Here is a 14153-nt window from a genome sequence, read left to right as displayed (position 1 = left end):
GGCAACCCGCACCGCCACCTTCGTGTGGGCATGCGAGACCGCCAGCGTCGCTGCACCTCAGCCGCTCGACGCAGCGCACCGACGCGGGCCCCGGGGGAGGTGTCCGGTTCAGGAGGGAGGCGCGGTGCTCTCCCGCACCACCAGTTCCGGGGTGGGCACCTGCTCCACTCGGTGACGACCGACTACTCCGACACGGAGGGCGCGGCGGCGACCCGCCGTGTCCTGGACCAGGACCGTCCGCCGACCGCCGTCGTCTACGACAACGACGTGATGGCGGCGGCCAGGGTCGCCGTCGCGGCGGCGCGGGGTCTGACCATCCCGCGTGACCTGTCCATCGTGGCCTGGGAGGACTCCGTCCTGTGCCGCATGGTGCATCCCTGGTTGACGGCTCTGGCCCGGGACACCATTGCCTTCGGCAAGAGCGCCGCCGAGCAACTGACCGACCTTCTCGACGGCGGCCCGGCCCGTTCGGTCCAACTCGCGCTGCCGGAGCCGGTCGTCAGGGAGAGCACCGCTCCGCCGGTGTGAGCGGTGCCTGAAAGACCACCGGTAGGATCTCAGCCATGCGTGCACGTGTCTTGGTGGCCGAGGACGATGAGATGCAGGCTGAGCTGGTCCGGCGCTATCTGGAGCGGGAAGGCCACACCGCCGTCATGGTCCACGACGGATGCGCCGCGATCGGGGAGGCCCGCCGGATGCGCCCCGACCTGCTCATCCTCGACATCATGATGCCCGGCATCGACGGCCTGGATGTCTGCCGGATCCTGCGCCGCGAATACGAGCCGCTGCCGGTCCTGGTGCTCACCGCCCGCAACTCGGAGGACGACCTGCTCCTGGGACTGGGCCTGGGTGCCGACGACTACATGGCCAAGCCCTACAGCCCCCGGGAACTCATGGCCCGGGTACGCACCCTGCTGCGCCGCACCCAGCCGCGCCCTCTGGAAACCGACGAAGTGCTGCACGTCGGCGACCTGATCATCGATCAGGGCCGGCACCAGGTGACCGTCGGCACCGTTCCAGTGGAATGCACACCCGGGGAGTTCGCCATCCTGGTCGCGATGGCTGCTCAGCCCGACCGGGTCTTCAGCCGATCCCAGCTGCTCCAGGCGGTCTTCGGTTTCGACCACTGTTCCACCGCGCGCACCGTCGACATGCATGTGATGAACCTGCGCAAGAAGCTCGAACCCGACCCCCGCAACCCGGTGACACTGGTGACCGTGTTCGGGGTCGGCTACAAGATCACCGATCCGGCCGGCAGGCGGCAGCATGGCCCGTAGCGTCCCCTTACGCAGGAGCCTGGTGGTGCGGCTCGTGGCCACCTCCGTACTGGTCGCCGTGTGCTCGGTCGCGGCGACCGCATGGCTGGCGGTGACGTCCACCTCCCACGCGATCCAGCAGCAGCAGGGCCAGGCACTGTCCGATGACGCCGACATCTACAGCACCCTGCTGGGGTACGCGGCCACTCATCGCACCTGGGGCGGGGTCGCTCCCGCGGTCGCGGGCCTGGCGCAGCGCACCGGTCGCCGGATCACCCTCACGACCTCCGCACGCCAGCGTCTCGCCGACTCCTCACCCGCGGACCGGTCACCGTTGCCGCCGCAGGCATCCGCAGTCGTCGACCCGCTCGCGGTGGACGCCTCCCTGGCACCCGGATCCGGTACCAGCCGCATCGATCTGCGAGCCACCGGGCCCTACCAGCTCACCCCCGCAGAACGCGCGGGCCTGCTCAAGGAGGCGAACACTGGCGTCACCTGCCTGCGGGACCTGGGGCAGGCGTCCCAGATCGTCATCAGCCCCAGTGGGCGTCCCAGCGTCACCGCCAGCGGCATCCCCATCCCCTTCGTGATGGACAAGTGCGGCATTCGTGGCCTGGACGCTCCCACCACCACGGAGAAGGCCGCCCTTGACCAACTCGACAACCTGGTCGACCCGTGCCTGGCCCGACAGGGGCTTGCCGCCATCGACCTCGACCTCACATACACCGTGATCGGGTCGCCGGCCACGTCCCCGAACGCCGACCAGACGGTCGCGAGTTGTGTCGAATCAGGCCGCCGCGAGCAGCTCACCCCCTACGTGGCACCTGCCGCACTGCTCTTCGTCACCAACCCCACGCAGGCCCCGGGATCGGCCTTTGACCTCTCGCGTGCCAATGCCCTTCGCATCGCGGAGGTTACCGCTCTGGTGCTGGCCGTTACGGTTGCGGTGACCTCCCTGGTGGCCACCCGACTGGTCCGACCGCTGGGGGTCCTGGCCGAAGCGGCTCAGAACCCCACCGAACGGCACGCCCGGGTGGCGGTCACCGGCAAGGACGAGATCAGCTACCTCGCCACCGCCTTCAACGAACTCTCACAGCGCCGTGAGCGCATGGAGGAGCAGCGCGAGGCCATGGTCAGCGATGTCGCCCATGAACTGCGCACCCCGCTGAGCAACATCCGTGGCTGGTTGGAGGCCGTTGAGGACGGGGTCGCGGTCGCGGACCCGGTCCTGGTGTCCTCGTTGCTGCAGGAGGCGCTCGTGCTGCAGCACATCATCGACGACCTGCGCGACCTGGCCGCCGCCGACGCCGGGACCTTCCGGTTGCACCCCGAGGCGACACGGGTGCGCGAGGTCGCGGAGCACGTGACTGCCGCCTACCGGGACACGGCGCAGACCGCGGGCGTCACGCTGAACACGTGGATCGACGGAGACCCTGAGCTGGTGGCCGATCCGGTGCGCCTTCGCCAGGCGGTCGGCAACCTGGTCTCCAACGGCATCCGGCACACCCGGCCCGGCGGCAGCGTCACGGTGGGAGTCTTCCAGTCGGCGTCGGAAACGCTGATCGAAGTCGCCGACACCGGCTCCGGGATCAGCCCCGAGGACCTGCCGCACGTCTTCGACCGGTTCTGGCGTGCGGAGAAGTCCCGCAACCGCCAGACCGGTGGCAGCGGACTCGGCCTGGCTATCGTGCGCCAGCTCGTCGAAGGCCATGCCGGAACAGTGACTGCGACCAGCACCCCGGGCACGGGATCGGTCTTCACCCTGCGGCTGCCCACCCCTGCTCCGACGCCCGCCACCCGGGACCAGCCCCGCTCGAGTGGGTGACGAGGCGGGCACAGGACGTGCGGGCTGCAACGCCTTCGAGGAGAGGCGCATCTCCTCGATGGACATGTGCGCACATGTCCAGGGCTCTGAGGGCGTTATGGCGGGCTGACGAGATGCTGATAACTATCTGACAGGATCTCTGTATTGCCCTGGCAGGGTGCCGCTATGACGACCTGCGGGCCGAGATCAACTGCGACAACGCCCATGGCCTGAAGACCACAGTGTCGTCGGATGGGCTGTTCCCGACCTTCGCCACCCCGCTCCCGGCCAACTGGGGCGACATATCCCACAGCTGCCTGACGCAGACCTACGGTGCGCACCAGTAGCGGCGACACCGAGCCGCAAAGGCGTAGCCGCGCCCGGCGGTTGGCACTGGCTACGGGGGTTCTGACGTGGGGTGTCGATCAGTCCTGGCCGAGCCGGAGGTCGGGGCCGAAGACCTCGTAGCGGATGTCGGCGGCCGGCACGCCCAGTTCCGGCAACTGGCTGCGGACGGCACGCGCCGGGTCTCGGAACACCACCGCGGCCAGACGCTGCTGCGCCCCGTGGACCCGCGCCAGGCCTTCACTCGCGGACTTGCACGACATTCGGACTGGCTCTTCAGTTGGCCAAGGACAGTTCGCCGGAGCCGAGGATCATGATGGACTGCTTCAGCATCGAGCCCGTCCAGTCGCACTGAGTCTGCGGCACGAGCTCGTCCAGGGTGAGGGCCAGCTGGAACGTCCCGGCGATGCCCTGGTAGGCGCCCGTTCCCGAGCCTTGGACGACTGAGGCGGAGCCGTTGACGGTGATGTGGCCCGAGCAGGAGTGCTTGTCGACCGGGTGGGTGGGGAAGGCGGCGACGAGCTTGTGGTCGAGCGCGGAGAAGTCGATCTTGAAGGTGCCCTGGGTCAGTACGAACTTCTGCTGGCCGCCGTGGTCGGCGCTGATGCTTCCATCGGGGTTCACGCTGACCGCTTCGCCGAAATCGCCCACTGCTCCGCTGACTACCACCGATGCGCCGGCGCCGTCGTTGTCGGTGAAGCTGGCAAGGTGGACGATTCCGTGAGGTGCCGCGTTGGCTGTGCCGGCCGAGGCTGTCGCGAGCAGGACGGCGCCGACGACTCCAGCGCCGGCCAACGCGGACAGGATTCTCTTCCCGTGCATGGGTCCCCCGTTCGGTCGAGTGGTGTTCGAACGGGTTACATCCTTCCGGTGCGCGGCTGAGGGGCCATCGGGTCTGTCCCCTGGGTCGACCCTGATTTCCGTCCGGCCTGTCCCCTGACTCGACCCTGATTTCCGTCAGTGGTTCCCCTGACGCCGACCACGGCCACACTCACAGCCAGCTGCACAACGCAGACCAGCACGCCGACCACGCCCCGCACAAGGATGAGGACCGCTGCGACCACTCGACCGACCACGGGACGGGTCAGCGGCGCGCGGCTCGCAGTCGCGCCAGGGTCGGCAGCCCTGACGGGGTGGCCAGGGCCTGCAGCACGTAGCCACGCCGTCGCCTGGTCGGGCTCGTCCAGTTCTGCCGGATGGCGGCTCTGGAAGGTCGCGAAGTCTGACCGCTGGCACGCTCGCGGAGCAGGCCGCCTTGACGTCACCGGGACGGCGTCACCGGGACGGGGCGGCGCAGCCCGGTGGCGTGGGCGTTGGAGTCGGAGTACCCGGTGACTGGGGAGTGGGTGTGGCCGACGGCGAACCCGCGGGGGTGGCCGTGGGGGAGGGGCCGGCGGTGGCTGCCGGGCTCGTGGTGGCCGTCGGGGTGCCGGTGGCGCTTGCTCCCGGGGTGGGGGAGGGGCAGCCGGTCGGGGTGGGGGTGGGGCTGCTCGTGGGTGAGGTTCCGGGTGAGGCCGTGGTGGCGGGGGAAGGCGATGAGGTCGGGGAGCCGCTTGCGGTGGGGGCCGTGGTGGGCCTCGGGGTGCTCGGCGTGCTGGGAGGGCTCGTCGGTGCGGGCGTCGGCGCGTGGCTTGCCGTGGAGGGCGCGGGGGTGGGTGCGGCCGAGGGCTTGGCCGGTGCGGGGAGGGTGTCGGTCAGCACCGGTGTGCCCGAGGCGAAGTACGCCATCCAGGTCTTGACCGTGCGGAGGTAGTCCGCTGAGTCGTTGTAGCCGAGTATCGCCTGGTCGAGCTGCGCGGCAACGGACAGGTCCCGCCCGCCTGCGCAGAGGTAGCGCCCGGCGGCCAGGGAAGCGTCCCGGATGTTCTCGGGGTCCGGGTGGCCGGTTCCCCGTGCGTCCGCGCCCCAGATCGCCCAGGTGGAGGGGATGAACTGCATCGGGCCTACGGCGCGGTCCCAGGTGGTGCTGCCGTCGTAGAGGCCGTGGTCGGTGTCGCGGATGGCGGCGACGCCGTTGCCGTCGAGCAGCGGGCCGAGGATCGGCGTGAGTGCGGTTCCCTCGCTGTCGACGTTGCCGCCGTCGGCCTGGTCGGACTCCACCTGGCCGATGGCGGCCAGGAGTTGCCAGCTCAGATGGCAGCCGGGGTCGGACCCGGCCAGGGACGCCTGGGCGCTGCGGTACGCGGCGAAGACCACGGACGGGAGGGAGGCCCGCTGCGTCGCCGGCGGGGTGAGCGGTGAGACCTTGGCGGCGGGAGCAGTGCCCGGGAAGGTCGGCGGCTGGGGCAGTATCCCGTTGCCGCCTCCGTCGACCGGCGGTTGAGCGGAGCGCGAGGGTGCCGACACGACCGCGTTGGGCGTCCGGTTGGCGGATGGTGCCGTGGACCTCTGTGCCGGAACGGCTGTCTGGGTGCCCGTCAGCGCTGCCACGGCGGTGACCACCGCAGCCGCCCTCATGGTTCGCAACGCCGATGCCCGAAGCCGTGCCGTCATGAGCAGGAGTCCCTCCGATTGCTTGCCGGGTCCCGAACGAACCTACGGCATGTCACGGTTGGGTCAAGCAGTCGATGGATATCAGGCCGGAGGGCTGCGTACGTTTCCAGCCAACCTGCGGCCGGGCTGCCGCCCGAGGGCATGGACCGGCACCGCGGAATTCGCCCTCGGCGCCACTGAGGCAGGGACCGGCGCGAACCAAGTCCGTTGGTACTGCCAAAAAGGCAGGCGGAGGGGCGAAGGTAGTTCCGTCGGGTCACCCGGCTGCGGCCGGAGCCGATGAGTGCTGGTCTCCGACGGCTGTGAGCTGTTCGCGCCAGTGGGCGAACAGTCGTTGGGGGTTGCCGGTGCAGGACCAGGGACTGTGGGTGGGCCGGTCGCCCAGCTGGCTGTAGACCTCCCTGGCTGCGTCGGTCAACCCGGCGAGGACCAGGCCGTGCAGAACCAGGTTGAGGTCGGCGACGTCCTGAGCGTGTTCGACATCGCCGCGCTGGGCGACCCATCGGCGCATGGTGGTGTGCAGTTCCTGGACGGCGACCTCGTGATTCCAGTGCCAGGTGAGTCCCAGGGCGGTGGGTCCCTCGGTCGCGACCCGATACCGGTAGTGCTCGGCGCGGGCGGCCTGGGTGAGCACGGCGAGCGGTGAACCGGGCGGGGCCGAGGCGGCGGTGTCGCGCGCGAAGTTGAACATCTCGCCGTTGGAGCCGTGCCAGCGTGCGGACAGGAACCGCAGTAGCTGGTGGTGGGCCTCGCGGTTGTGCGGGTCGCGGGTCAGCAGCTCACACCACCAGCGCCACACGTGAGGATGCCCTCCGCCGTACAGGCGTGCCAGGCTCAGCAGGCAGACCCAGGGCACGGGGTCTGCGGGGTGGCGGCCGGCCGCCTGCAGACAGATTCGGACGGCGTGGTCGAGATGGACCCGGTTCAGACTGTCATCGGTCGCCGGCGGCGAGCCAATGCTGCGGTTGGCCTCGGCGACGATGGCGAAGATCCGCATGACCTCGATCACCGCGCACAGCACCACGGCGTCGGGGTCGCCCGGATCGGCGGACCGCCAGGACTCCACGGCGTGAATCGCGGTGGGGCAGTCGGCGAGCAGTCGCATCCGATGGGTGCGGTGGTCCCAGTCGCCGCCGGTCGCACGCAGCAGGTCGCGGGCGCCCCGCCAGCGGCCCAGGACCAGATCCCGGCGGGCGGCGGCGAGAGCCCGGTCGCCGAAGGTGAGGTCGAACGGGGCGGCGGTGGAGCGGGGCTGCGTTCGGGTCATGAGTACCGTCTCGGTCGGAGATGTCAGCGTGGGCGCGCCACTTGTGCGGGCGGCTGCCCCGGTGGGCGAGGGCGCGGTGGACATCCTCTGCGCCGTGGACGCGGTCATCGCGGTGCCCGGTCCTCGCATCCGGCATGAGTGTCGTTCGTCGATGGCTGCTCACGGGGGCCTCCGGTTTGCGGGATCAGTCACCTTCGGCCCCCGTGGCGTGGCAGGCGCGGTCACATCAGCGGGACCGGATCGTCAGCCGTACCTGCGGTAGGGCGTGGCGGTCGCTGGGGCGGCGCCCATCGTGGGAGGTGCGGTGCCGCTGCTCGACGCAGCGGGGCCGGCGGGACTCGTGACGCCACCAGCGGCCGTGGCGGCGGCGGTCGGTGACGCGGTGGCGGCCGCGCCCTGGCCGTTGGACGCGGCCGGCATGGTGGCCGCCGGCGTGCCGGAGGCGGTCGGGGTCGCGGCGGGAACGGTCGGGGTGGCGGCGGGAACGGTCGGGGTGGCGGCGGCTGTAGGTGCGCCGCCCGCGGTGAAGGTGGCTGCGGTGACGACGCCGTTGCTGGTCGTCAGTGTGATCGGGTTGGTCATGTTCAGCAGGCCCTGACAGCCGAGGTTGGTGAAGGTCGCCTGTGCGCGCATCGCCAGGAACGTGAACAGGTTGGTGGCCTGGGCGGCGTCCACTGAGGGGGCGTTGGCGAAGATCGCCTGATCCTTGAAGACCCGCTGGATCCCCCCGGCGGTGGTGAACAGGTTGCTGCAGTACGTCGTGCCGCTACCCGCGTCGGCGCCGATCGGTGCCTGGTCCACGGCTGCCCGGTAGAGGTTGGTCTTGGCCGTGTCCGCCTTCGCGTTGTTCAGCGTCATCGGGTCGGTCAGCGGCACGAGGGCGATCGGGGCCTGCTGGTTGGCTGCGGCCGACAACTCGTCCAACGGCAGGGCTGCGGTGGCCGTCCCGTCGCTGGACTGGTCGGGCCTGGTGAACGGAGTGCAACCCAGAGCGGGGTCGACGAACTGGGTCAGCAGCAGGTTGTCACTGCCGTTGGCCAGGTCGGTGGGGCCGGTCAGCGCGGCTTTGGCGGCGGCGTTGTTCTGGGCGGTCAGCCCTGCTGCGGTGGCCAGGTAGTGGGTGACCACGTTGTCGCTCTGGTCCTGGTCGACCAGGGAGAAGTCCCGGGTGGTGGGGCAGGGCAGGCCGTCCTTGGCGGTGCCCAGGGCGGGTACCTGCAGCTGGTTGGTGCCGATCTGGGTGTTCGCGGTCTGGAAGAACGTCGGAGCATTGCAGGACGCGAACTCCCCGAAGATCGAGCCCTGCAGGCCGTTGACGCAGTTGCCCTGGGCCAGGGCGGTGGTGCCCGGCGCCGCCTGAAGGGTCAGGTTGGTGCCGTTGAACCCGAACCACAGGCCGACGGTCGAACCGGCGGGTACCTGTGCGGCCTGGGTCGGTGCGGCCGGCTGCGTGCCCTGGTCGACGACCAGCGGGTCGTAGAGCGTCAACTGGCCGTCGGCGGTCAGGATCGCGCCCTCGACGAAGGCCGACTGGTTCGCGTTCGCCTCCTTGCAGGCACCCTGCGCCGGGTCGGTCGCGACAAGTTGGTAGGGGGTGGCCAGGCCCTGCGCGGTGAGCGGGTCGGCCGGCACGATCAGCGTGCAGTTCGGGTTCGGCACGGGTGCTGCCGCCACCGCAGCGGCAGGGGGCGGTGTGGCCGGGGGGTTCGTGGTCGTGGTGACCGCTGTACCGGCCAGGGCGAAACTCAGGGTCGCCGCGACGGCGGCGATGGCGCCGACGGAAATGCCGAGCAGGGATATACGGCGCCGCCGCTGCCGGGCGGGTCGGGAACGGTGATGGCCATGATCGGGGGATACGGACACATGAGGTCCTTTGTCGCAGGTCGCCGAATTCGGAGTGCCAGGGGGAACGCACGGTCACTCAAGGCGCTGACGGCGGGAGTCTATGCACACCGGGTGCGGGTGCGGCCGGATTCTGTGGGCCGCCTCCGGGTTCCACTGTGGATGACGCTTTTCCCGGGGGAACCACTCACTGCGTGACGGGGGTTCCTTATGGCTGCCTTACAGAAATGGGCCGATTCGGTGAACTGTCCCCACGGCGCGGGCCCGGCCGGACCCGGTGGCCCTCGACCCGGACGGCCGGATCCTGGCCGTTGGAGCCGGCGGCCAGGATCTCGTCGATCAGCCCCCGGCCCCGCTGTTCCGGCACGACGCCCAGGTATCCGACGTTGCGGTGGTACGGCGTCGCCGAGGCGATGGCCATCCCGGCCAGGGTCCCGTCCGGGAGACCATCTCTATACGAGGGAGGGCGCAATGCTCGGTGACCGGTTGAGTCTTCGACCCGCCCTCCCAGTCGGGTCAGGTCCGGGAATGCGTCGCCCTTGCCGCGAGTTTGACTGGGCAGACAACCACCGACGACGACAGGGGAGCGGCACGGTGACGCAGGTGAGGGAGCTATACCTGAGTGTGGCGGACACGGCGGCGAAGCTGCTGGCCGCTCCGGAAGTGGCGGACGGCTGGCTCCGGCCCTCCGCGCTGGCGAAGCTCAGCGTCCAGGGTCTGGCGGGGCACCTGGCCGGGCAGGTCTTCTTCGTCCCCTCGGTGCTCGCAGAGCCAGTGCCCACCGAGCCCGCCATCTCGATCCACGAGTACTACGCGCGGGTCAGCTGGATCGGCTCAGAACTCGATACCCCGTTCAATGAGGCCATCCGCTCCGGCGGCGAGGAGGAGGCAGCCGCGGGTCCGGCCGCGCTGGCCGCGCGAGTCGCCGCATGCGTCGAGGAACTGCGCGGCATCCTGCCCGCCAGTCCGGATCGCCTGGTTCGGCGCCCCACCTGGGGGCCGTGGTCGATCAGTTTCGACGACTTCATCGCCAGCCGGCTCCTGGAACTCGTTGTCCACTCCGACGACCTTGCGCACAGCGTTGGGTTGCCGACCCCGGAGTTCCCGGCCCCTGCAGTGGAAACCGTCGTGGACTTGCTGTCCCGGATCGCCTTGCGGCGGCACGGCGCGACGAATGTCCTGCGCGCGCTGAGCCGCAGCGAACGCGCACCTGTTTCCATCTCGGCGCTGTAGCGCAAGCGCAGGAACCGTCAAAAGCTCACGTACCGCCCACCCCACGGTAGCGGGAGATCCCCCTGCGCCGGGCTGTCGGCTCCCGGAGCGCCGTGCGCCTCGCGCAACCGGCGGTCCGCGGCGCTCACCTCCCGTGCCCACGCGGCCAGCCAGGGCAGCTCCCAGCCCAGATCACCACCCGGCCGCGTCCGGCCATCCCACGGCGGGCCGTCCTGGGCCCGGGCCTCCTCCGCCTGCTCCAGCCGCGGTTGCGTTGCGGCCCATCCCGTAGATGTCCGCCGTGTCGAGCAGGGTCACGCCCAGGTCGAGAGCGCGGTGGATCGTGCGCACCGCCGTCTGCTCGTCCACCGGCCCGCGGAACTCGCTCAGGCCCATGCAGCCGAGCCCCTGTGCGGAGCCGGCCAGCCCGCCGAGCATCCGAGTGGGGAGAGCGGGGCGTTCGACCGGGAAGCTGTCGCCGGCAGGTAAGTGCTGGTTCACAGAGCCGGGGCTCTGGGAATCGGTGAGCATGCTTACTCCTCGAGATCGCGGGGGCGTTCGCTATGGCTTGAACATTCAAGTCGACCCTGGTGCGACGCGAGAACCGGCTCAAGGCCGACGCCTCGGGCGGCGTGACCTGCCAGCCAGGGCGAACTCGCTCCGGCTGAAAGGCGAGCAGCGTGCCAGCCGTTGAATATTCAACCTTCTGCATCGTAGGCAGATCCCACGTGAATGTTCAAGTGGCTTGAATGAGGATCGTGGCTGGGTGCCACCCACAGCGACCGCCGATCCTCCCTGGGGAGGGGAGGTGGCGAGGCGCGGGGGCAGGGGTCGTCCTACGGGGTGACGCTGCGGCGAGGGCGGGGCTCGTAGCGTCAGAGCATGAACAGGACGAGGGCGAACTCGGCACTCCCGGCGCGGAGGTGGCCATGATCGAGGCGCGCGGGCTGACCAAGCAGTACGGTGACGTCGTCGCCGTGGAAGGACTGGACTTCCGGGTGCTGCCCGGTCGGGTCACCGGATTCCTGGGTCCCAACGGGGCGGGGAAGTCCACCACCATGCGCATGATCCTCGGACTCGACCTGCCGACCTCCGGAGCGGTGACGGTCAACGGCCGCCGTTACGGCGGTCTGGTCTGGCCGCTGCACGAGGTCGGCGCACTGATCGAGGCCGCAGCCGTCCATCCGGGGCGCAGCGCGTACCACCATCTGCTGTCCCTCGCGGTGGCCAACGGCATCGGCAGGAGCCGGGTCACCGAGGTCATCGGGTGCGTGGGTCTGGAGTCGGTGGCCCGCAGGAGGGTCGGCGGGTTCTCGCTCGGCATGGGCCAGCGGCTCGGCATCGCCGCCGCGCTGCTCGGCGACCCCGGGGTGCTGCTGTTCGACGAGCCGGTGAACGGCCTGGACCCGGACGGCATCCTGTGGATCCGCACACTGATGCGCTCGCTGGCCGCCGAGGGCCGCACCGTGCTGGTGTCCAGCCATCTGATGAGCGAGATGGCACTGACCGCCGACCACCTGCTGGTGATCGGGCAGGGCCGACTGCTCGCGGACGTGTCCCTGGGCGAGTTCATCGACGCCCATTCGGCGGACGAGGTCAGGGTACGGGCCGCCGACCCCGAAGCGCTGGGCTCAGTGCTGCGCGGGCGCGGCGCGTCCGTCCACCGGGAGGCGGACGGCACGCTGCGGATCGCGGGCCTGAACTCACAGGTGGTGGGCGAGACAGCGGCGAACCACCGCCTGGTACTGCATCAGCTGACCGATGTGCGTGCCTCGCTGGAGGAGGCCTACTTCCGGATGACCGCCGACACCGTCACCTACCGGGCGGCTTCGCCCGGCGAAGCGAGGAACGAGGAGGCGGCGGTATGAGTGCCGTGGCTGTGGTGCCACCACGTACCCCCGGGGCCGCCCAGCGGCTCCGGGCGGCGGTCGGCAGTGAGTGGATCAAGCTGGTGTCGGTGCGGGGTACCTGGCTCTCCCTGCTCACCGCCACGGCGCTGATGCTGCTGGACTGCGCGGTGGTGTGCGCGAGCATCAACGGACGCTGGAACACTCCGGGTGCGACCGCGCACACCGGCTTCGACCCCACCTACCGCAGCCTGCAGGGCATCCTGCTGACCCAGATCCTCTGCGGCATCACCGGCATCCTGGTCATGGGCAGCGAATACAGCAGCGGGCTGATCCGCACCACGCTGGCGGCGACCCCGCAGCGCGGGCTGCTGCTCGCTGCCAAGGCGGTTCCGCTCGCGGCGCTCACCTGGGTCGCGGGGACGGCGATGTCCTTCGTGTCGTTCCTCCTCGGCCAGGCCCTGCTGTCCGGACCGGCCCCCCACGCGAGCCTGGGCGACCCCGGAGTGCTGCGCGCGGTCCTCGGCGCAGGGCTCTACCTCGTGCTGGCCACCGTGCTGGGGCTGGCCCTCGCGGTGGTGCTGCGCAGTACCGCGGCGGCGATCGGCACCCTGTTCGCGGTGCTGCTCGTCCTGCCGATCCTGGTCGGGGGACTGCCGCACCAACTGGCGCTGGACGTCGACAGGGTGCTCCCCGGTGGTGCGGGCGAATCGATGTGGCACGTCGTGGGCACACCAGGGATGCTCTCCCCGGCAGCCGGCGCCCTGGTGATGGCCGCGTATGCGGCGTTGGCGCTGGGAGCCGCCGCGTGGCTGCTGCGCCGACGTGACGCCTGAGCGGGGAGCGGGCGTGGGGACAGGCGCGTGGGCAGCGGGGACATCGAGGACCGCCGGTGCGCGCCGACGGGTGCCCGGATGGGTGGATCTGCTGGTCGCCGGCCTGGTCGCGGGGGTGGCCCTGAGCGGCCACGTCCACGACGGTGCTTGGCTTCCCGGGTGGCTGGTGTGGCCGGCTGCCGCCGGTCAGGCGCTGCCGCTGCTTGTGCGGCGGCGAATGGCGTCGGCCGTCGTGCCGGCTGTCCTGCTGACCGCCGGACTGGCCGGGGCGTGCGCGGCGGCGGCAGGGGTGCCCGCCGGGGCCTGCGTGCCCGGACTGCTAGCCGCCTGCTACGCCGCCGCCACCTACGGGCGGCCGCCGCGGGATGTGGCCGCGTTGGTCCTCACGCTGATGGCGGCCCTCTCCATCGTGCTTCTGGGCCGCGGACAGAGCGCCGAGCCGGTCTCGGCCGCGGCGGTGCTGCTGTCCGTCGCCCTGGCGTGGCTGGCCGGCTACGCCCTTCGCACCCGGCGGGCGTACATCGCCGGTCTCGTCGAACGCGCCGAGCGGCTGGAGCGGGAGGAGGGCGAGCGGGCGGCGCGGGCCGTCGTCGAGGAGCGGCTGCGGATCGCCCGTGAACTGCACGACGCGGTGGGCCACTCCGTCAGCGTCATCGCCATCCAGTCGGAGGCCGCCTCCCGCACCCTGGCCGGGGACCCGGCGGCCGTCGCCGAATACCTGCAGGTCATCGGGACCGCCAGCCGGGCCGCGATGGCCGAGTTGCGGCAGGTGCTACGGGTACTGCGCCCGCAGGAGGAAACTGACGCCGAGTGGGACCCCGCGCCCGGGCTCGGTAGGCTGGATGACCTGGTGGCCGGAGTCGAGGCGGCGGGTGTGCCGGTGCGGTTGAGAACCCGGGGCGACCTGACGGACCTTCCGCTGGGGCCGGGCCTGGTGGCGTTCCGGATCGTCCAGGAGTCGCTGACCAACGTGCTTCGACATGCCGGGGTGGGCGCCAGCGCGGAGGTCACGGTGCTGCGCGAACCGACCATGCTGAGGGTCGCGGTGACGGATGACGGTGGCGGAGGACCATCGGCCGAGGCCGTCGGCAGCGGTCACAGCGGCCACAGCGGCCACAGTGGTCAGGGCATGGTCGGGATGCGGGAACGCGTGGCGGTGTACGGGGGGACGTTCCGGGCGGGGCCGGGCGGCCGTGGCTTCGTGGTCGCGGCCGACATCCCGCTGCAGGAGCAGCCGGAAGGGGGCTGAAC

General features: G+C 70.9%; 12 protein-coding genes and 2 pseudogenes. 7 read left to right on the top strand and 7 right to left on the bottom strand.

From position 1 onward, the window contains the following. Positions 1-165: 165 nt before the first annotated feature. From ABH925_RS15425 to ABH925_RS15415, 3 genes and pseudogenes are all read left to right on the top strand, one after another. Positions 166-528, top strand: a pseudogene (locus ABH925_RS15425) (substrate-binding domain-containing protein); the annotation flags it as partial. A gap of 35 nt (positions 529-563) precedes the next feature. Then, on the top strand, positions 564-1277 hold the full coding sequence (locus ABH925_RS15420; RefSeq protein WP_370148223.1) for a response regulator transcription factor: 714 nt from the start codon (positions 564-566) through the stop codon (positions 1275-1277). A 34-nt stretch (positions 1278-1311) separates the two neighbouring features. Next, a complete protein-coding gene (locus ABH925_RS15415; RefSeq protein WP_370148221.1) occupies positions 1312-3081 on the top strand; it encodes an ATP-binding protein in 1770 nt (589 codons plus the stop codon). Between the two features lie 404 nt (positions 3082-3485). Here ABH925_RS15415 and ABH925_RS15410 read toward each other — a convergent pair whose 3' ends face one another. The 6 genes and pseudogenes from ABH925_RS15410 to ABH925_RS15385 all read right to left on the bottom strand — a co-directional run. Beyond that, positions 3486-3668 (bottom strand): hypothetical protein, encoded by a 183-nt coding sequence (locus ABH925_RS15410; protein ID WP_370148219.1) that lies wholly within the window; start codon positions 3666-3668, stop codon positions 3486-3488. 13 nt (positions 3669-3681) lie between these two features. Continuing rightward, entirely contained in the window at positions 3682-4227 is a 546-nt protein-coding gene (locus tag ABH925_RS15405) for a hypothetical protein (RefSeq protein ID WP_370148217.1), read from the bottom strand. Positions 4228-4680: 453 nt separating this feature from the next. Further along, positions 4681-5751, bottom strand: a complete 1071-nt coding sequence (locus tag ABH925_RS15400; protein ID WP_370148215.1) for a lytic transglycosylase domain-containing protein — start codon at positions 5749-5751, stop codon at positions 4681-4683. Positions 5752-6154: 403 nt separating this feature from the next. After that, complete coding sequence (locus ABH925_RS15395) at positions 6155-7165, bottom strand: hypothetical protein (RefSeq protein WP_370148213.1); 1011 nt, start codon at positions 7163-7165, stop codon at positions 6155-6157. A gap of 243 nt (positions 7166-7408) precedes the next feature. Beyond that, entirely contained in the window at positions 7409-8824 is a 1416-nt protein-coding gene (locus ABH925_RS15390) for a hypothetical protein (RefSeq protein ID WP_370148211.1), read from the bottom strand. A 505-nt stretch (positions 8825-9329) separates the two neighbouring features. Beyond that, positions 9330-9452 (bottom strand): annotated as a pseudogene (locus tag ABH925_RS15385) (GNAT family N-acetyltransferase); the annotation flags it as partial. 179 nt (positions 9453-9631) lie between these two features. Between ABH925_RS15385 and ABH925_RS15380 the strand changes: the two are divergent. Continuing rightward, a complete protein-coding gene (locus ABH925_RS15380; RefSeq protein WP_370148209.1) occupies positions 9632-10240 on the top strand; it encodes a maleylpyruvate isomerase N-terminal domain-containing protein in 609 nt (202 codons plus the stop codon). Between the two features lie 171 nt (positions 10241-10411). Here the strand turns inward: ABH925_RS15380 and ABH925_RS15375 are convergent, their stop codons facing one another. After that, the gene (locus tag ABH925_RS15375; RefSeq protein WP_370148208.1) at positions 10412-10720 is read right to left on the bottom strand and encodes an aldo/keto reductase; all 309 of its coding nucleotides are present in this window, start codon (positions 10718-10720) and stop codon (positions 10412-10414) included. A 428-nt stretch (positions 10721-11148) separates the two neighbouring features. Between ABH925_RS15375 and ABH925_RS15370 the strand changes: the two genes are divergently transcribed. The 3 genes from ABH925_RS15370 to ABH925_RS15360 all read left to right on the top strand — a co-directional run bounded on the left by ABH925_RS15370 (position 11149) and on the right by ABH925_RS15360 (position 14151). Further along, a complete protein-coding gene (locus ABH925_RS15370) occupies positions 11149-12087 on the top strand; it encodes an ATP-binding cassette domain-containing protein (RefSeq protein WP_370148207.1) in 939 nt (312 codons plus the stop codon). Next, positions 12084-12902, top strand: a complete 819-nt coding sequence (locus ABH925_RS15365; protein ID WP_370148205.1) for an ABC transporter permease — start codon at positions 12084-12086, stop codon at positions 12900-12902. The genes ABH925_RS15370 and ABH925_RS15365 overlap by 4 nt, the downstream gene beginning before the upstream one ends. Before the next feature lie 82 nt (positions 12903-12984). Continuing rightward, positions 12985-14151 carry a sensor histidine kinase gene (locus tag ABH925_RS15360; RefSeq protein WP_370148203.1) on the top strand — a complete coding sequence of 389 codons (1167 nt, stop codon included), beginning with the start codon at positions 12985-12987 and terminating at the stop codon, positions 14149-14151. Positions 14152-14153: the final 2 nt, after the last annotated feature.

Origin of the sequence: Streptacidiphilus sp. EB129, assembly GCF_041262645.1 — a bacterium.
Lineage (GTDB): Bacteria > Actinomycetota > Actinomycetes > Streptomycetales > Streptomycetaceae > Streptacidiphilus.
Note: the sequence above shows the minus strand (reverse complement) of the source record. Positions and strands in the feature narration are given on the sequence as shown.